General features: G+C 64.0%; 19 protein-coding genes. 11 read left to right on the top strand and 8 right to left on the bottom strand.

What is annotated here, in order from left to right; genetic code table 11:
• The first annotated feature begins 13 nt into the window (after positions 1 to 13).
• Positions 14 to 1,393 (top strand): hypothetical protein, encoded by a 1,380-nt coding sequence (locus RhoBH5_RS20095; protein WP_223304380.1) that lies wholly within the window; start codon positions 14 to 16, stop codon positions 1,391 to 1,393.
• Here RhoBH5_RS20095 and RhoBH5_RS20090 read toward each other — a convergent pair.
• Positions 1,350 to 1,775 carry an NUDIX hydrolase gene (locus RhoBH5_RS20090; protein ID WP_007730102.1) on the bottom strand — a complete coding sequence of 142 codons (426 nt, stop codon included), beginning with the start codon at positions 1,773 to 1,775 and terminating at the stop codon, positions 1,350 to 1,352. The genes RhoBH5_RS20095 and RhoBH5_RS20090 overlap by 44 nt on opposite strands.
• Positions 1,776 to 1,965: 190 nt before the next feature.
• Here RhoBH5_RS20090 and RhoBH5_RS20085 point away from each other — a divergent pair, with 190 nt between their 5' ends.
• Genes RhoBH5_RS20085 through mnhG form a run of 6 tightly spaced genes read left to right on the top strand, consistent with a single transcriptional unit; the run spans position 1,966 to position 8,305 of the window.
• Positions 1,966 to 4,803, top strand: a complete 2,838-nt coding sequence (locus RhoBH5_RS20085; protein ID WP_007730104.1) for a Na+/H+ antiporter subunit A — start codon at positions 1,966 to 1,968, stop codon at positions 4,801 to 4,803.
• Positions 4,800 to 5,432: a Na(+)/H(+) antiporter subunit C gene (locus RhoBH5_RS20080; protein WP_003945054.1), complete on the top strand. Its 633-nt coding sequence runs from the start codon at positions 4,800 to 4,802 to the stop codon at positions 5,430 to 5,432. The genes RhoBH5_RS20085 and RhoBH5_RS20080 overlap by 4 nt, the downstream gene beginning before the upstream one ends.
• Positions 5,429 to 7,129 (top strand): Na+/H+ antiporter subunit D, encoded by a 1,701-nt coding sequence (locus RhoBH5_RS20075; RefSeq protein WP_047268847.1) that lies wholly within the window; start codon positions 5,429 to 5,431, stop codon positions 7,127 to 7,129. Before RhoBH5_RS20080 ends, RhoBH5_RS20075 begins: the two co-directional genes overlap by 4 nt.
• Positions 7,126 to 7,698, top strand: a complete 573-nt coding sequence (locus tag RhoBH5_RS20070) for a Na+/H+ antiporter subunit E (RefSeq protein ID WP_003945063.1) — start codon at positions 7,126 to 7,128, stop codon at positions 7,696 to 7,698. Before RhoBH5_RS20075 ends, RhoBH5_RS20070 begins: the two co-directional genes overlap by 4 nt.
• Positions 7,695 to 7,964, top strand: coding sequence for a monovalent cation/H+ antiporter complex subunit F (locus tag RhoBH5_RS20065; RefSeq protein ID WP_003945061.1), 270 nt, complete (start codon positions 7,695 to 7,697; stop codon positions 7,962 to 7,964). The genes RhoBH5_RS20070 and RhoBH5_RS20065 overlap by 4 nt, the downstream gene beginning before the upstream one ends.
• Positions 7,961 to 8,305, top strand: coding sequence for a monovalent cation/H(+) antiporter subunit G (gene mnhG, locus RhoBH5_RS20060; RefSeq protein ID WP_003945045.1), 345 nt, complete (start codon positions 7,961 to 7,963; stop codon positions 8,303 to 8,305). The genes RhoBH5_RS20065 and mnhG overlap by 4 nt, the downstream gene beginning before the upstream one ends.
• On the opposite strand, the gene RhoBH5_RS20055 is transcribed toward mnhG, so the two are convergent.
• The 5 genes from RhoBH5_RS20055 to RhoBH5_RS20035 all read right to left on the bottom strand — a co-directional run bounded on the left by RhoBH5_RS20055 (position 8,271) and on the right by RhoBH5_RS20035 (position 12,752).
• Positions 8,271 to 9,638, bottom strand: a complete 1,368-nt coding sequence (locus tag RhoBH5_RS20055) for a phosphatase PAP2 family protein (protein ID WP_003945056.1) — start codon at positions 9,636 to 9,638, stop codon at positions 8,271 to 8,273. The genes mnhG and RhoBH5_RS20055 overlap by 35 nt on opposite strands.
• 107 nt (positions 9,639 to 9,745) lie before the next feature.
• Positions 9,746 to 10,870, bottom strand: coding sequence for a glutamate--cysteine ligase (locus RhoBH5_RS20050; RefSeq protein ID WP_003945034.1), 1,125 nt, complete (start codon positions 10,868 to 10,870; stop codon positions 9,746 to 9,748).
• A 90-nt stretch (positions 10,871 to 10,960) separates the two neighbouring features.
• Entirely contained in the window at positions 10,961 to 11,662 is a 702-nt protein-coding gene (gene sodC / locus RhoBH5_RS20045; RefSeq protein WP_007730117.1) for a superoxide dismutase[Cu-Zn], read from the bottom strand.
• 95 nt (positions 11,663 to 11,757) lie between these two features.
• On the bottom strand, positions 11,758 to 12,348 hold the full coding sequence (locus RhoBH5_RS20040; protein ID WP_042926201.1) for a LytR C-terminal domain-containing protein: 591 nt from the start codon (positions 12,346 to 12,348) through the stop codon (positions 11,758 to 11,760).
• Positions 12,349 to 12,401: 53 nt separating this feature from the next.
• On the bottom strand, positions 12,402 to 12,752 hold the full coding sequence (locus tag RhoBH5_RS20035; RefSeq protein ID WP_007730120.1) for a DUF3263 domain-containing protein: 351 nt from the start codon (positions 12,750 to 12,752) through the stop codon (positions 12,402 to 12,404).
• A 244-nt stretch (positions 12,753 to 12,996) separates the two neighbouring features.
• On the opposite strand from RhoBH5_RS20035, the gene RhoBH5_RS20030 reads away from it, so the two are divergent.
• From RhoBH5_RS20030 to RhoBH5_RS20020, 3 genes are read left to right on the top strand one after another with little or no spacing between them, the layout of a single operon-like run.
• A complete protein-coding gene (locus tag RhoBH5_RS20030; protein WP_003945053.1) occupies positions 12,997 to 13,596 on the top strand; it encodes a peptide deformylase in 600 nt (199 codons plus the stop codon).
• Between the two features lie 10 nt (positions 13,597 to 13,606).
• Complete coding sequence (locus RhoBH5_RS20025) at positions 13,607 to 14,548, top strand: N-acetylglutamate synthase, CG3035 family (RefSeq protein WP_419970235.1); 942 nt, start codon at positions 13,607 to 13,609, stop codon at positions 14,546 to 14,548.
• Positions 14,549 to 14,564: 16 nt separating this feature from the next.
• A complete protein-coding gene (locus tag RhoBH5_RS20020) occupies positions 14,565 to 15,365 on the top strand; it encodes an exodeoxyribonuclease III (protein ID WP_270008709.1) in 801 nt (266 codons plus the stop codon).
• Positions 15,366 to 15,426: 61 nt separating this feature from the next.
• Here the strand turns inward: RhoBH5_RS20020 and RhoBH5_RS20015 are convergent, their stop codons facing one another.
• Positions 15,427 to 15,858: a GNAT family N-acetyltransferase gene (locus RhoBH5_RS20015; protein ID WP_231915197.1), complete on the bottom strand. Its 432-nt coding sequence runs from the start codon at positions 15,856 to 15,858 to the stop codon at positions 15,427 to 15,429.
• A 156-nt stretch (positions 15,859 to 16,014) separates the two neighbouring features.
• Here RhoBH5_RS20015 and thiD point away from each other — a divergent pair, with 156 nt between their 5' ends.
• Positions 16,015 to 16,857: a bifunctional hydroxymethylpyrimidine kinase/phosphomethylpyrimidine kinase gene (gene thiD / locus RhoBH5_RS20010; RefSeq protein ID WP_073512166.1), complete on the top strand. Its 843-nt coding sequence runs from the start codon at positions 16,015 to 16,017 to the stop codon at positions 16,855 to 16,857.
• Between the two features lie 18 nt (positions 16,858 to 16,875).
• Here the strand turns inward: thiD and RhoBH5_RS20005 are convergent, their stop codons facing one another.
• Positions 16,876 to 17,727, bottom strand: coding sequence for an adenylate/guanylate cyclase domain-containing protein (locus tag RhoBH5_RS20005; protein ID WP_007730127.1), 852 nt, complete (start codon positions 17,725 to 17,727; stop codon positions 16,876 to 16,878).
• Between the last annotated feature and the right edge of the window lie 5 nt (positions 17,728 to 17,732).

The raw sequence follows: 17,732 nt of genomic DNA, 5'->3' as shown, positions 1-17,732 counted from the left end.
CTATTTTGGAGCAGTGCCCATCGCCCGCAGGACGCTGCTCGTCGCGCTGAGTGGCGTGACGGCATTCGTCGTCACCGTCGTCGCCTTGGCACCGTTCGTGAACAGCCAGTCGACGTCGATTTCGACGGGCGACAGGTTCTGGTCGATCTCGACGATCGGCGCCGGCGTTCTGGCTGTGGTCGCGGTCGGGACAGCCGCGATGATGGCCCGCTGCCGGTTGCGGACCGCGGCCATGACGGTCTTCGGTGGACTCCTACTCGAACTGCCCGGGCTCTACGATCACAACTTCGAGGCACTCTCACCCGTCGGTGCGGGAGTCGCTGTCGGCGCGGTCACGGTTGCTGCCGCTCCCCGGGTCCGAGCCGCTTCCGTCGCGGGAACGATTGTTGCCGTGCATGTCTCGGATTCACTCCTCGACGAAGACGCTATTCCTCGGCGGTACGCAGACTACATCGCCGACAACACCAACCAGTTTCAACCACCAGTGTTGGGGGCAACACTGCTCGCGCTGGCATTGGCCGCCGCCTGCGTCGCCGCGTTCTGGTTCCACGACTTCGACAAGGACCACCCCAAAGAACGGATGGCCGTTCGACCGGTGACTATCGCGGCGGTGCTCACTCTCTTCGGGGTCGCTGCGAATTGGTGGTTCGAGATCACCACCGTCACGGCGGCGGTGCCTCTACTACTCGTCGCGCTGGTGATCACGGTGATCTGCGCGCGGGTGCTGGGCGACGGCAGTCGAATCCTGCTGATGTGTACCGCTGCCGTCGCAACTCTGGCGGCGGTCTCGGCGAACCGTCCCGCAACCGAAGCCATGGAATGGTCGAAAACCCCCGCCTCCACCGCCGTCGTGATCGGACTCGTCATCGTCGCCGCGGCAGCGATCGGCGCGATCGCTCCCTCGCGAGTCGTCGGCTACGGATTGCTCCTGACGGTCACGGTCGCCGGGATCGTCAGCTACGCCACGTCGCCGTCGCCGAAGATCGGTGACGTTCTCACGATCAGCGATCTTCTTGTCGCCTTCACCGCTGCGGTCGTCACATACGCGATCGCCAGCGCGATGTACCGAGAGCCACCGCGGACCGGAGCGTCGCGAGCACTCGTCGGACTCGGTGTCATCTTCGGCCCGACGGCGCTGGCCCTGCTCGTCTATCCGCAGTTCGACTACGGATGGACGGCGTACACGCCGCTCGACGAGAACAAGCCCTTCAACGGCATCACGACGGTCGGCCCGTTCGAAATCTCGACCGACATTCTGATACTCGACGCCGTGGCGCTGATCATCGTGGCCGTCTGCGCCTACGTGAGTCTCCGATTGGGGCGGATCAATCGATCCGTTCCTCCGCCGATCAGTCGATCAGATCCATCGACGCCAGGCGATGGAACACTTTGAGCGATCCGGGCGCCACCTCGTCCATCGCTGCGTACTCGGCGAGCGTGAAGTAGCGGAACTCGGCGATCTCGCTGGTCGGGTGCGGGTCTCCGGCCATCTCCGCCAGATAACAACTCATGTGCAGGCCCGTGTCCGCGGAATGTCCGAAAGCGTGAGCCTCGAAGACGTCGAGGAACGTGACCGTCCCGTCGACCAGATCGACGTCGAGTTCCTCCCGAATTTCGCGGTGCAGTGCCTGCTCGGGCGTCTCCCCCGGGTCGATCTTTCCGCCGGCCATGTAGAACGCCGTCTTGCCCACGGAGCGGGTCTGGATCAGCTTGCGGTCACGAATGTGTGCAAGGGCAGCGGTACGGATGATCGTGGTGGGTGTCGACGAATTCACGTCGTCCAACCTACGTGTATCAGCGAGTGCCGATGATGTCCGAATCGACTCGCTGCACATCGAAACTGCCACGCCCGGTAATATGTACGCAAAGACAACCTCTCCGACAAGGTGAATTGTCTCGTTAATCCGATAGGTTCGATTTTGTTCGGACACCCCGCCGCCCGCTGACAACACGACGGAGTGCCTTTTGCTCGCTATCTTGCTTGCCCATGCCGTTGCCGCCCTCTTGGCTCCGCTTGTGGTGCGCAGGTTAGGGCGAAACGGCTTCTTCCCCCTCGCGATAGTCCCCCTCGCCGGCCTCGGCTGGGTCATCGACAAATGGGGCACCGTCGAGACGCTGCACATCACCTGGGTTCCAGGGCTGTCGATGGACATCGACTTCAGGTTCGACGCGCTCTCGGCCATCATGGCCGTGCTCGTCCTGGGTGTCGGCACGCTCATCCTGGTCTACTGCGCCCGCTACTTCACCGACGACGAACCTCGACTCGGTATCTTCGCCGCCGAGATGGTCGCCTTCGCGGGTGCCATGTTCGGGCTAGTGACCAGCGACAACATGCTGCTTCTCTACGTGTTCTGGGAACTGACGACGGTCCTGTCGTTCCTGCTCGTGGGTCACTACGCCGAACGCGCCACCAGCCGCCGCGCCGCGACCCAGGCACTGCTGGTCACCACCGCGGGTGGTCTGGCGATGTTGGTCGGCATGATCATCCTCGGCCAGGTCGGCGGCAGCTACAACCTGTCCGAACTGGTCGCGAACCCGCCGACGGGGTGGCTCCCGTCCGTCGCGATCGTCCTGATCCTGATCGGTGCGCTCTCCAAATCGGCAATCGTGCCCCTGCACTTCTGGCTTCCCGGTGCAATGGCCGCGCCAACCCCTGTCAGCGGTTATCTTCACGCTGCTGCAATGGTCAAGGCCGGTATCTACCTCGTCGCGCGCCTGGCTCCCGGGTACGCCGATTCGCCGCCGTGGCGCATCACCATCATCAGTTTGGGTCTGCTGTCGATGATCCTCGCCGGTTGGCGAGCCATGCGCGCGTACGACCTCAAACTCGTCCTCGCCTTCGGAACCGTCAGCCAACTCGGCTTCATGATGGTCCTGGTCGGCATCGGCACGCGTGACGCCGCCCTGGCCGGCATGACGATGGTCGTGGCGCACGCGATGTTCAAGGCCGCACTCTTCATGGTCGTTGGCATCATCGATCACACGACCGGTACCCGTGACCTGCGCAAACTTGCTCACCTGGGTAAAGCGGCACCCGCTCTCGCGATCATCGCGAGCCTCGCTGCCGCCAGCATGGCCGGTCTGCCACCGCTACTCGGATTCGTCGGCAAGGAAGCCGCACTCGAATCGGTGCTCGAAACGAACGCGCTCGGCCACTGGTCGTCCATCGCCGTCGTCACGGTGATCGTGTTGGGCTCGATCCTCACCGTCGGCTACAGCGTCCGCTTCATCTGGGGCGCCTTCGGACGTAAGACCCTGAGCAAGCCCAGCCCAGCCGTGAGCAAGATGCACAAGCCGGGTTGGCTGTTCCTGTTCGCGCCCGGCCTGCTCGCTGTTCTCGGTCTGGCCGCCGGCATTCTCTCGCCCCAGCTCGAGAAGCTGCTGACCCCGTACTCCACCACACTGGCCCCCGGACCTCACGCCGACTACCACCTCGCGCTGTGGCACGGATTCAACACTCCGCTGCTGCTCACCTGCATCGTCATCGCCGGCGGCATCGCGCTCTACATCGCGCAGCGTCAGATCAGCCGACTGCACTTCGAGCACCCGCCGCTCGGCAACGCCGACCGTATCTACGACGCGACCCTGCGCGGCATGGACACCATCTCGATGCGCCTGACCGGTGCCACTCAGCGTGGTTCGCTCCCCCGCACACAGTCGACGATTCTCGCGACGCTGGTCGTTGTGCCGCTGTTCCTGCTGATCATCGACACCGATGGCGGCGGAGTCGACCTTCGGATGTGGGATTCACCCATCCAGTTCACGATCGCGCTGATGATGATCTCGGCCGCCATCGCCGCGACGCTGATGCGCAACCGACTCGCCAGCGTCATCCTCGTCGGACTCACCGGCTACGGCTGCGGCGTGTTGTTCGCGCTGCACGGCGCACCCGACCTCGCGCTGACCCAGTTCCTCGTCGAGACACTGACACTGGTGATTTTCGTGCTCGTGCTCCGGAAGTTCCCCGCCGAAGTCGACGAGAGCAAGGCGATCGGCTTCAAGTGGCCGCGTGCCGCACTCGCTGTCGCCGTCGGTATCACCGTCACCACCATCGCGGCCTTCGCGACCAATGCCCGAAACACTCGTCCGATCTACGAGCTGCTTCCCGACGCTGCCTACGACCTGGGCAACGGCAAGAACGTCGTCAATGTCCTACTCGTCGACATCCGCGCATGGGACACCCTCGGTGAGATCTCGGTGCTGCTGGTCGCGGCAACTGGCGTCGCCAGCCTCGTCTTCCGCAACCGCCGGTTCGGTATCGCGCCGCGCGTCGCGGACGCCCCCTCCGTCATCGTCGACAAGGCAGCTGCCAACTCGGACACGACGTGGTTGCGCGGCGGAGACCTCATCGATCCTCGACACCGTTCGCTGGTTCTCGAGGTCACCACGAGGTTGATCTTCCCGACCATCATGGTGTTGTCGATCTACTTCTTCTTCTCCGGTCACAATGCCCCCGGTGGCGGTTTCGCCGGAGGCCTGACGGCGGGCCTGGCGCTGGTACTTCGGTACCTCGCCGGCGGACGCTACGAACTCGGTGAAGCCGTACCCATCGACGCGGGCAAGATTCTCGGCCTCGGTTTGGCGCTGGCCGCGGGCACCGCCCTGGTGTCGCTGTTCCTCGGCGCCCCAGCGCTCTCGTCCGCCGTCTTCGAGTTCACACTCCCGCTCATCGGCCACGTCAAACTGGTCACCGCACTGTTCTTCGACCTGGGCGTCTACCTCATCGTGGTCGGCCTGGTCCTGGACGTACTCCGAAGTCTCGGCGCCCGCCTCGACGCAGAAATCGAGGTGAAAGCACCATGAGCGCAAACATCGGAATGCTGATCCTGATCGGCGTCCTCACGTCGGCCGGTGTCTACCTGCTGATCGAACGAAGCATCACTCGGATGCTGCTCGGTCTACTTCTATTCGGCAACGCCATCAACCTCTTGATCCTGACCGTCGGTGGATCGGACGGGAATCCGCCCATCGTCGGCCGAGATTCGGTCCACGAGGAAATAGCGGATCCGCTCGCCCAGGGCATGATCCTGACGGCGATCGTGATCACGATGGGTATCGCCGGCTTCGTTCTGGCACTGGCGTACCGGTCTTACAAGATCAACACCGCCGACGCCGTCGAGGACGATCCCGAGGACACCAAGGTTCTCAAGCGTCGCCTGCCTGCCGACGCTCCCGACCACGACCGCTCCGACGACCCGGTCACCGGTGCCCCGAGCATCGGCGGCGACGCATTCGACAAGGACGGCAACCCTATTCCCCTCGAACAACTGGTCAACCTCGAGGACATCGAATGCTACGACGACCTCCACGACGGCGACTTCGAGGACGAACCGGTACCCGACTGGGCCACCGACCTTGCTCGTAAGAAGGAATCCGAGAAGCGGCGCAAAGACGCTCGCCAGACCAAGATCGAGGGAGGTGGAGGCGCATGACCATCTCGGACAACCTGATGGGAGCCCTTGCGCCCCTGCCCGTCTTGATCCCGATGCTGGCCGCAGCTGCGACGCTGGTCGTCGGCCGACGTCCTCGTTTTCAGCGCGTGATCACACTGATCGCGCTCGTCGGCGTCGTCGCGGTGTCGGGCTTGCTGCTCTACCTCGCCGACCGCGACGGTACGACGGCCGTTCAGGTCGGCGGCTGGGACTCCCCCATCGGCATCACACTCGTGGTCGACCGTCTCTCGGCGATGATGCTCGTGGTCTCGTCGGTGGTGTTGCTCGCCGTCATGATCTACGCGATCGGTCAGGGTATTCGCGACGGCAGCGAGGCCCAGCCGGTCTCGATCTTCCTGCCGACCTATCTCGCATTGACCGCCGGTATCTCCAACGCGTTCCTCGCCGGTGACCTCTTCAACCTCTACGTCGGGTTCGAGGTTCTGCTCGCCGCGAGTTTCGTGCTCCTGACGCTCGGTGCCAGCGCTGACCGCGTCCGGGCCGGTGTCTCGTACGTGATGGTCTCGATGGTGTCTTCGCTGATCTTCCTGGCGGGCATCGCTTTCGCCTACGCGGCGACCGGCACCCTCAACATGGCCGACATGGCCCTGCGCTTCGACAACATTCCGCCGGGCACACGAACCGCCATCTTCGCTGTCCTGCTCGTGGCGTTTGGCATCAAGGCCGCGGTCTTCCCGCTGTCTGCGTGGCTACCGGACTCGTATCCGACCGCGCCCGCACCGATCACCGCCGTCTTCGCCGGGTTGCTCACCAAGGTCGGTGTGTACGCGATCATCCGCGCGCATTCACTGCTGTTCCCGCAAGGGGAACTCGACAACGTACTGATGGTGTGCGGCCTGCTCACGATGGTGGTCGGCATCATGGGTGCCATCGCGCAGAGCGACATCAAACGTCTGCTCTCGTTCACACTGGTCAGCCATATCGGTTACATGATCTTCGGTATCGCTCTGTCCACGACGTCCGGGCTGTCCGGCGCGATCTACTACGTCGCCCACCACATCATCGTGCAGACGACGCTCTTCCTCGTCGTGGGCCTGATCGAACGACAAGCCGGGTCGTCGTCGCTGCGCCGTCTCGGCGGTCTGGCGGCGGCCAGCCCGATCCTCGCGATCGTCTTCCTGATCCCGGCGCTGAATCTCGGTGGTATCCCGCCGTTCTCGGGCTTCATCGGCAAGGTCGCGCTCCTTCAGGCCGGTGCGGCCGACGCCAGCGCGTTGGCTTGGATCCTCGTTGCCGGCGGCACGATCACCAGCTTGCTGACGCTCTACGCCGTCGCCCGCGTGTGGACCAAGGCTTTCTGGCGAGCCCGGGCCGACGCGCCCGAAGGTGACCTCGCCGACGTCAGCCCGTCAGCGTTGATCGACGAGTCCGAAGAGGACATCGCGTTCGTCGACCGCGAGGATGTCGGCAAGATTCCGCTCTTCATGCTGATTCCGACGGTCGGACTTGTCATCGTCGGTCTGGCACTGACGGTGTTCGCGGGCCGGATCATCGACATCAGCGACAGAGCGGCGAAGGACCTGCAGGACCGGTCCATCTACATCGACGCGGTTCTCGGCAACCACCGGCCCGTGCCGGTCGACGAAGCTCCCGTCGCTGCAGACGACCCTGCTGTAGCTCCCAGTACCGATGTCCCGAATACCGAGGCCCCGAACACCGAGGAGGCTCCGCGATGAAACGCGAACAGGTACTCCGCGTCGGGATCCTGCTGTGGCTGATGGTCGTATGGATCCTGTTGTGGGGCAACATCAGTTTCGGCAACATCTTCGGCGGACTCGCCGTCGGCCTGATCATCATGGTCCTGCTTCCCCTCCCCCGCGTACCGGTCGAGGGTCGGGTACATCTGCTGTCGATTCTGCGTCTGTTGTGGATGATCGTGTACTACGCGATCCAGTCGAGTATCCAGGTCGCGTGGCTGGCGATCCGCCCGTCGCCGCCCCCGGTCACCGGAGTTCTGCGGTACCAACTCGGGATCAAGTCCGACCTGGTTCTCACGCTGTGCATCGACGTTCTCAACCTGATCCCCGGCACGATGGTTCTCGAGATCGACCAGAACCGACGCATCGTCTACGTCCACGTGCTCGACGTCGGCTCGCAGAAAGCCGTCAGCGCGTTCTACCGCTCGGTGGAGGACCTCGAGCGGTTGTTCATCGCGTCGTTCGAACGTGATTCGGACTGGCAACCCAGCCCATGGCACCAGCGCGACTACGAATTCGATGCACCCCGGCAGGAGGACCAACCATGAACGGGTTCATCACCACGATCTTGATCATTTCCGGAGTGATTCTGCTGATCGCCGCCGTACTGACCACGTTCCGATTGCTCGACGGTCCGAGCTCACTCGACCGCCTCGTCGCCCTGGACACGATCATCGCGGTCTCGATGTGTGGACTCGCGGTCTGGGCCGCGTACAGCAAAGACACGACCATCGTTCCCGCGATCGTCGCGCTGGCGCTGGTCGGCTTCATCGGTTCGGTGTCCGTCGCGCGCTTCCGGGTGAGTGACCAGTGATCGGCAACATCCTCGACACGATCGGGGCCATCTCCATCTTCCTCGGCGCGCTGCTCGCGCTGACCGCCGCGGTGGGAATCGTTCGCTTCCCCGACACTCTGCGTCGTATGCACGCGGCCACGAAACCTCAGGTGGTCGGACTGATCTTGGTCCTGATGGGCGCCGTGTTCCTGCTTCGTGGGAGCGTCGACATCTGGATGTTGGTCCTGGTGGGCATCTTCACGCTGCTGACGGCGCCCGTGATCGCGCACAGCGTCGGCCGAGTCGCCTACCGCGAACAGCGCGAAGAGGACGACCTCATGAAGATCAACGAGCTGGAAGACCCGGACTCTCTCCTGTAACGGCATCCCACTCGCCGTCGCGCTCGCCCCACACCGCAAGAGCAGTGCCGGGGCGGGCGAAGAAGGTGGCGAAGTACGCCACCGACATCAGAACCAGGACAGCCATCAGCAGCGGCCCGAAGATCGCCGGGTACTCGGCCATCTGCACCGCAGCGAACCGGTACGAGAGCAACAATCCCGCCAGGAGTGCCGAGCCACCGATCAACAGACGCACTCGGAACCAACCCCAGCCGCGCTCCGGATCCCGTAGCGCCGCATCGAGGGTCAAGCACAGGACGGCACCGGCAATGAGGTCGACGCCGTAGTGGAATCCGAAACCGAGCGTCGCGGTCAGGGTCGCAACGAGCCAGAACGATCCCAGGCTGCGAATCCACCACGGCCCGCTGCGCGAGTGGATAAACAATGCGACCGCCCACGCGGTGTGCAGGCTCGGCATGCAGTTTCGCGGTGCGGCGTCGTCGAACGGCAGCGACGACGGTGATGCGAAGTCGAAGTTGGGCACGATGTTCGGCCAGTAGTCACCGATCTGGAATCCGAACCCACGCGGACCGAAGGCGAACACCGGGCCGACCACCGGGAACAGGACGTAGAAGATCGGGCCGATCAGCCCGATGAGCAGGAACGTGCGCAGCAGGTGATGCGACGGCCATCCCTTACGTACTTGATAGAGAGCAACCACGATCACCGCGACCGGCAGTTCGACGTAGATCCAGTCGAGGGCTGCGGCACCGACGGGGCCCATGGCGTCGACGATCTGGCCCATCACCCACGACGGATTCCCGAGAGCCTGGTCGGCGAGGAACACGTACTCGTCCCACACGTCGGTGCCGACGAGAATGGTGATCTCCAGCCACGTCTCGGCAACCTTGGCCGCGATGATGAGCAACGCGCCCAGCGCGACGCCGTGCAGAACGCTGAGTCGACGCTCACCGGACAACTTCCACACCGCGTACACCGCGATGGCCGTCAGCACCCAGGTGCCGCCGGTGCCCATCGTCAGCGGTCCACCCGAGAACCAGCGGATCGCGCCGACGACCACGTCGATCACGACGGCCGCGGATACCGCGTAGATGCGTTCTTTGTTGTTCAGTCCGACGAGCGCGAGAGCGAGGCCCACCCAAGGCATGGTCGCGGAGCGGGGAACGAGGAAGTAGTCACCGAACAGGCTTTCCACCGGACCGAGATAGCCCTTGTACGACGCGAACGCCTGCACGCCCAGGACCAGCACGGTCAATGCTGCTGTGCCGATCAGAAGGAGTCGGTGAGAACTCGACCACGAACGGTCCGACTGTCCGGGTGCGCCCCCTCGTTGGGACCAACTGTCTATCAACACCGGACAATAGTAAACGGCGTGTGAACTGAATATGGACACCCACTGGACAAACGGTTGGTATGCCCGGATTTCCAGTCCGCGAAACAGCCCTTCGCACTGTGAACCTGCTAGGTGCCCAACTCTGCGACCAAGGCGTCGACGACCGCAACCAGATCGCCGCCCGTCGCTTCCGCGACACGACGTTGCCGCTGGTAGGACGCGCCGCGACGGGGAATGTCCGCCACCGACGCCAACTCGTCCGCGCAGCCGAGCGAGACCGCGATCGGCGCCAAGTCGTCGAGTAGGCGATCCAGATCGTCAGTGACGAGGCACTCGTTTGCGTCGGAGTCGAGGATGATCTCGGCGTCCAGTCCGTATCTCGCTGCGCGCCACTTGTTTTCCTTGACGTGCCACGGCTGCATGTTCGGCAGAGTCTCACCGGCACTCAGTCTGCGGTCCAGATCGACGATGAGGCAGTGGACCAGAGCAACGAGGGCACCCAGTTCGGCGCGCGTCGAGACGCCGTCGAACACCCGGACCTCGATGGTTCCCCACTTCGGCGCGGGACGGATGTCCCAGTGCATGCCACCGATCTTGGTGATCACACCGGTCTTCATCTGGTCGTCGATGAACGACTCGTATTCGGCCCAGTTCTCGAACTGGTACGGAAGACCTGCGGTGGGGAGCTGCTGGAACATCAACGCTCGATTGGACGCATAGCCGGTGTCGACACCGGCCCACATCGGCGAGGATGCCGACAGCGCCAGCAAATGCGGATAGCGCTGCAGCAGTGCGTTGATGATGGGGAAAACGCGGTCCGCGGACGAGACACCCACGTGGACGTGCACGCCCCAGATCAGCATCTGCCGACCCCACCACTGCGTGCGTTCGATGAGCTCGTCGTAGTCGGGCGTCCGGGTGACCAACTGAGTCGACCATTGCGCGAACGGGTGCGTGCCCGCGCTGATGAGGTCGACGCCGAGCGGATTCGCGGCGCGACGCAGCAGATCCAGTGACCTGTCGAGATCACTCATCGCCTCGCCGACCGTCGAATGAATACCCGTAACGAGTTCGACGGTATTTCGCAGTAGTTCCTTGGTGATGTGCGGGGTTTCGGAGCCGGCAAGCTCTTCGACCGCCGAAAACACCTCGGCTGCTGTGTTGGAGAGATCTCTGGTCTTGCGATCGACCAGCGCGATCTCCCACTCCACGCCCAGCGTCGGGCGCGGCGAACCTGGAAATGGAACTACCACGCAGAGAATCCAATCACAGTGTCGGTAAAAACACCGTGCTGGCTACTGCGTGGTAGTCGCCGGAAGTGATGCAAAACTCAGGTGAGTTTGTCAGCTCTTGGTGATGACACCGCAAGCAACGCGTCCGCCTGCGTCACCGGTGTCGAGGGTCTGCTGATCCGGTGCCGGCGCGTAACGCGTCGGGATGTTGCCGAAGTTGTCCGCTCCGGCGTGGATCATGACGGATGTTCCACCGTTTGCGACCAGTTCGTCGACGGTGAATGCATCGGTCGTGGTGACCAGTGTGGCGGTGCCGTCTTCGAGGACCTGAACCGAAGTGAGGTCGCCGCTCGCCGGGTGGCCCGTGTGACCCTCGGCCTGGAAGTGTCCGCCTGCCGAGAGGAAGTTACCCGGCTCTCCGCCGCTGGGGGCAACGGAATTGGTCTCGCACTTGGCGACCTGGTGGACGTGGAATCCGTGGAAGCCGGGGGTGAGGCCCTTGGCGTCGAGGGTGACCTTGACGTCGCTACCTTCCTGCGCGAACGTAACCGTTCCGACCTTGGCGCCGTCGGTGCCGTTCAGCGTTGCGGTGACCGTTTCGGCAGAAGCGCCGGCGTGAGCCGTCTCGGAACCGTGGCCGCCCGCGCTTTCGTGCGCGCTGGGATCGGCTGCACCGGTCCACACCGGAGGAGTCGTGCCGGGGACGCTGCTGGGCTCTTCGCTGTTACTGCAAGCGGTCAAGCCGAAAGCGGCAATCGCGACTACAGGGGCAACGACGCGCCAGGACATACGCCGGGTGCTGCTGGGGGCCATCGAACCGCTCCTTTGAGGTGGCGAGAAAGTGCTTCTGATCATAACGGCGCGTGTAGTAGCTGGAACCGACGGGTCAGTTCCACCTTCACGACCGGTCAGTTGGAGGTCACGATCACGATCACGCCAGGTGACGCGTTCGCGATGCCGGCGAATCGAGGCTCTGCGGAGACTCCGAGTTCAGCCGCGATCTTCTGCGCCGCTGCCTTCTCCGCCGCGGACGATCCGTAATACACCGTCGTCGTACTGACGGTGCCCTCGCTGTAGTTACCCGTCTCCTCGACGTTCCAACCTGCTGCCGTCAATTCCTCGGCGGTGCCTGCTGCCAGACCGGAGACGGTGCTGTTGTTGAGAACTCGAACGCTGACATTCGACGTGTCGGTGCCGCTCGCGGAGCTGGAAGTCGTGGTCGTCGCAGTTCCCGAGGGTCGCGACGTGGTGGTGGTATCGCCCGAAGCGGGTTGTGTCGTCGCTGCCGGCTTGGTGGTGGCCGGCGCGGGGGCGCTCGTCGTGGCAGACGCCGAGGATTCGGTCTGCTCTGCTGCGGTGTTCTCGTCGCCCGATCCACCGTCGCTCGATCCACCCAGTGAGGCTGCTCCGAGACCGATGAACACGATCGCCAACGCGATCAACACCATGGCGATTGCGCGAAGCGGAGGTCCGGACGGCTGCTCTTTCGGGGTACTCACGATGTCGACCTTATCGCCAGTGTGTGGACAGCCCGATCATATGTACGCGTGATTCAGGTGACCTCGAAGCCGAGGCGGCGGGCGGCCCTGGCCTTCTGACGGCTGGCACGCAGACGACGCAGGCGCTTGACCAGCATGGGATCAGCCGCCAAGGATTCGGGGCGATCGACCAAGGCGTTGAGAACCTGGTAGTAGCGGGTTGCCGACATGTCGAACAACTCCTTGATGGCTTCTTCCTTCGCACCGGCGTACTTCCACCACTGGCGCTCGAAGGAGAGGATGTCGTGCTCCCGGCGGGTGAGGCCGTCTTCGCCCACCTCGTGCATGCCTGCTGTATCTACTACCGAATCGTCGGCGCCAGTGCCTTCGGACTGGTTCCGACTACGCGCGGTTGCGCCGTCCATGTCACTCCTCGACTGCTGTGCTCGGCGTCAGCGAGACTCGTATGCCCGGTGTTCTTTTTCCGACCGAATTCTCGCGGCCGTGAGTTTCCCGGTCCCCTGGCCCGAAGGTAACTCACAATTTCCCCCGCGGCCCACGTTCCGACCGAGCAACGAATTACATCGCTGTTCTTCAGCAACCATTGAACCATGATCGAGTGTGCGGGCCGTGATAACTACGCGGGCGCGCCGCACTATCCTTGTCCGCATGGCTATCCTCCCCATCCGAATCGTCGGCGACCCAGTACTGCACAAGGCGACAGAGCCGGTCACTCAGTCCCCGGCCGAGATCGCCGAACTGATCGCAGACATGTACGAGACGATGGACGCTGCCAACGGCGTCGGTCTGGCGGCCAATCAGGTCGGTGTTCCACTGCGAGTCTTCGTCTACGACTGCCCCGGTGACGACCGCAGCAGCGAGCGTCGACGCGGCGTCGTCGTGAACCCGGTACTCGAGACGTCCGAAATCCCCCAGACGATGCCCGACCCGGACGAAGACTTCGAGGGTTGCCTGTCCGTTCCCGGCGAGCAGTTCCCGACGGGTCGCGCCGATTGGGCGAAGGTCACCGGCACCGACGCCGACGGCAACCCGATCGAGGTCGAGGGCACCGGATTCTTCGCACGGATGCTCCAGCACGAGACCGGGCATCTCGACGGTTTCCTCTACACGGACGTACTGATCGGCCGCAACGCGCGCGCTGCCAAGAAGATCATCAAGCGTTCCGGTTGGGGCAAGCCCGGTCTGACCTGGACGCCGGGGACCGTCGACGATCCGTTCGGTCACGACGACGACGATTACGAAGACTGAGAATTCTGCTCTGAACGGCAACATTTCGATCGGTAGCCGGGTGGTTTTGCGATACAAGCTCCCACCCGGCTATTCGCATCCCATGACCGACGTCATCGGCATCCTCGAGGGCGCCGATCCCATCGCCGTTCGCGCCGGCGACGGTCGGCTGGTCCAGGTCTCCGCCGATCAGGTGATCGCGCTCAAGAGTCTCTCGGCCCGCCCGATTCGCATCGGCGAGATTAGAAACCTCGAAACGGCTGCTGCGGCGGCGTGGCCGGGGGTCGAGCAGGCGTGGATCGACGGTTGGTTGCTGCGCGCCGGTCACGGTGTCACCGGTCGCGCCAATTCCGCTTTGCCGCTCGGCGGTGCGGGGGCGGTTGCCGGCTTCGACGCGAGCACCATCGAGCGGATACGCCAGTGGTTCGGTGACCGCGGACTGCCGACCCTGCTGCTCCTCCCCGATCGACTCGGCACCGCTCCGGACGGGTGGACCAGCAAGAAGGAAACCATCGTGATGGCCGCCGATCTGGGCAATGTCACGCTGCCGCTCGGTCCTCCGGTCACCTCGTTCGCCGACCGCCCCGACCACAACTGGCTGTCGATGTACGACGCCCACGGCGATCCGGCGTACGTCGAGGCGGTCCTCACGGCTGTCGTGGGCACTGCAACTTTCGGCGCGATCGGAAACACCGACACGACGCTTGCCATCGGGCGCGCTGCGCTCACCGAGGCACCCGACCACAAACGCTGGGTAGGACTGACCGGCATTCACGTCGCCCCTGAACACCGTCGTCACGGAATCGGGTCGCTGATCTGCGGAGATCTACTCTCCTGGGGTCGTGAGAACGGTGCGACGCACGCGTACCTCCAGGTTTCGGCGGACAACTTCGCGGCGATCGCGCTCTACGAGCAACTCGGATTCGTCGAACACCACCGCTACCGATACGCCACCGATCCTGTCGGCGGCTGACGCTAGGCTTGCCCTCGTGCGCATCGCTACCTGGAACGTCAACTCCGTCCGTGCCCGTACCGACAGGATCATCGACTGGCTCGGTCGATCCGACGTCGACGTCCTGGCAATGCAGGAAACCAAGTGCAAGGACGAGCAGTTTCCGTACGAACGCTTCAAGGAAATCGGCTACGAGGTCGCCCACGTCGGGTTGAGCCAGTGGAACGGTGTCGCCATCGCTTCCCGCATCGGCTTGGACGACGTGCAGATCGGATTCGAGGATCAGCCCGGGTTCGACAAGGATCCCGCGGCAGACCCGGTCCGCGAGGCACGTGCGATCGGTGCCACCTGTGGCGGTGTGCGGGTGTGGAGCCTGTACGTCCCCAACGGCCGTGAGCTGGAAGACCCGCATTACGCCTACAAGCTGGATTGGCTGGCCAAGCTGCGCGACGACGCGGAGGGCTGGCTCAAGCACGATCCCGACGCGCAGATCGCCCTGGTCGGCGACTGGAACGTCGCTCCCACGGACGACGACGTGTGGGATCCCGCTTTCTTCGAGGGCAAGACCCACACGTCGGAGCCGGAACGAGCTGCGTTCACCGCCTTCACCGAGTCCGGGTTCGCGGACGTAGTTCGCCCGTACACACCCGGTCCCGGCGTGTACACGTACTGGGATTACACGCAGCTTCGCTTCCCGAAGAAGCAGGGCATGCGAATCGACTTCATCCTCGGCTCACCGGCATTCGCAGCTCGCGTCGAGGCGGCCGAGATCGATCGAAACGAGCGAAAAGGCAAGGGCGCCAGCGATCACGCTCCGGTGATCGTGAATCTCGGGTGATCGTGAATCTCGGGTGATCGTGAATCTCGGAGCCTGATCGTCTGTTTGCACCCTCGGGCTTCTAGTCCTCGACGAGCAGTTCCAGATACTCGGGATGCTCGCCGAGGTACCGCTGAACATAGGTACACACGGGCCGTACCGACCAATCACGTTCACGGGCGCAGTCCATTGCGAACTGCACGAGTACGGCTGCCAGTCCCTGCCCGCCGTACTCCTCTTTGACAACGGTATGCATGTACGCAACCACGTCGCCCGCTTCGGCTCCGCTCCCCGAAATCTCGTCTTCGTCGCGGTATCCGAGGATGCCGACCAACTCGTCGTCGGAGAGCAGTTCGAATCGTTCGTGCGACGGATTGTCCACGAGCGTGACTTCCGGTGAGGTTCCGGTTTTCGAATTTTCGATGTCGTTCATTGCGGCGACCTCCACGGCACGATGTGCACCTGCGCGATCGGCGACAGCTGCGTTCGCACGCTCTCCATAACTGTGATCCATGCCACTCATAGAATCAGCTACCGACGACGCTGTCCCGGGTTCGACCAATTTTTGCACCGGGAACGACCGGATCGCAATCGCAGTTCGCGCCGTCGTTCCCGCGAGAGGTGGGACCGAGCTGCCGTTTCCCCAGGTCCGATCGGTAGGCTCGTCGTCGTGAAGCTGCTGCCCCTGACCCCCGCCGGACAGACCCCGATTCGGGCATTGACCATCGCCGGAACCGACTCCGGTGGCGGAGCCGGCATTCAAGCCGATTCCCGCACGATGGCGATGTGCGGAGTGCACGCCTGCGTGGCCGTCGCCGCAGTGACGGTCCAGAATTCGGTGGGAGTCAGCGGATTCCACGAGATTCCGCCGGAGATCGTCGCCGACCAGGTGCGCGTCGTGGTCTCGGACATCGGCGTCGGTGCGGCGAAGACGGGAATGCTCGCGTCGACGACGATCATCGAAGCGGTGGCCGCGGTTGCCGCCGAGGTTGGGATCGGCCGCGACCGTCGGATTCCGCTCGTGGTCGACCCGGTGTGCGCGTCGATGCACGGCGATCCGCTGTTGCACGAAGAAGCTCTCGACGCGGTCCGCAACACCTTGATTCCGGCAGCCACGGTGGTCACTCCGAACCTCGACGAGGTTCGGTTGATCACCGGTATCGAGGTCGTCGACGACAAGAGCGCCCGCCAAGCGGCAGAAGCGCTGCATGCGCTCGGCGCTCAATGGTCCATCGTCAAGGGTGGCCACCTTCGTACTTCGGAGTTGTCCACCGACCTGTTGTTCGACGGCGACCGTTTCCTCGAATTCAGCAGTGCCCGGATCGACACCGGCAACGATCACGGTGGCGGAGACACGCTGGCTGCTGCGATCACTTGCGCTCTCGCACACGGCTATTCCGTTCCGGACGCGGTGGCGTTCGGCAAGGAGTGGGTGACCAAGTGCCTCGAGGCGTCGTACGACCTCGGCGCGGGACACGGTCCGGTGTCCCCGCTCTGGCGGCTCCAGGTCTAGCGCTCGAGGTCCAGGGCGCTAGTTCCGGCGCACGCGCCAGATTCCCAGGTCGACGGGAACTCCGTTGGGCGTGGTCGCGAAAAACCCTCGCCGCCATGGCCGGATCGTGAGATCGAGATCCTCGAGGGTGCCGGCTTCGAGTTCCTCGAGAGTCGTCGCCGACATCATGACGTTGCCGTCGCCGCCCAGGCCCATCATGCGGGCGGCGATGGTCACGTCGACGCCGAGCCAGTCGTCACCGATCTGACGCGGGGTACCCGTGTGTAGGCCGACGCGCATGCGTGGGGTGTATCCGTCGAGATCGACTTCCGCGAGCGCGTCCTGCGCGGTGAACACCGCCTTCAAAGCCGCATCCGGGCGAATGAACACTGCCATCAGACCGTCGCCCATCCGTTTGACGACGTGTCCGCCGTTGTCGGTGATCGGAGTTTCCACGGCCTGCGCCACCGCACGCAGAAGGGTCAGCGTCGCGCCGTCACCGGCTGCGAGCGACCAGGTGGAGAAGCCCACCAGATCGGTGAAGACGATGGTCAGTTCTTGATCCCCGCGGCCGCGGCCCATCTTTTCCAGCGCTGCCTGCCAGACCTGCAGTGCTCCGAGGCTCACTTCGCGAGTGGCTGCCGGTTTCTGATCGAGCAATCTGTCAGCGACGCGGGCCACGGCGCGGGCACCGCCGGGGCCGGCGAGCGAGAGCGGGTCCCCAAACCCTGGATCACCGGGTAGTGCCCGCCTGAGGCGTCGTAGCGCGTCGATGAGCTGCTGCCGACGGTTAAGTTCTGCCGCAGAGTTCAAGACGACGTCGACGACGCCTCGAACCGAGGAGGAAGAAGCACCTGCCGTGTCGGTGTTCTCCGGGGACAGATCAGCCATAACTC

Source organism: Rhodococcus sp. BH5 (genome assembly GCF_027583855.1).
Lineage (GTDB): Bacteria > Actinomycetota > Actinomycetes > Mycobacteriales > Mycobacteriaceae > Rhodococcus_F > Rhodococcus_F qingshengii.
The sequence above is the reverse complement of the archived record's forward strand: the minus strand, read 5'-3'. Positions and strand labels throughout refer to the sequence as shown.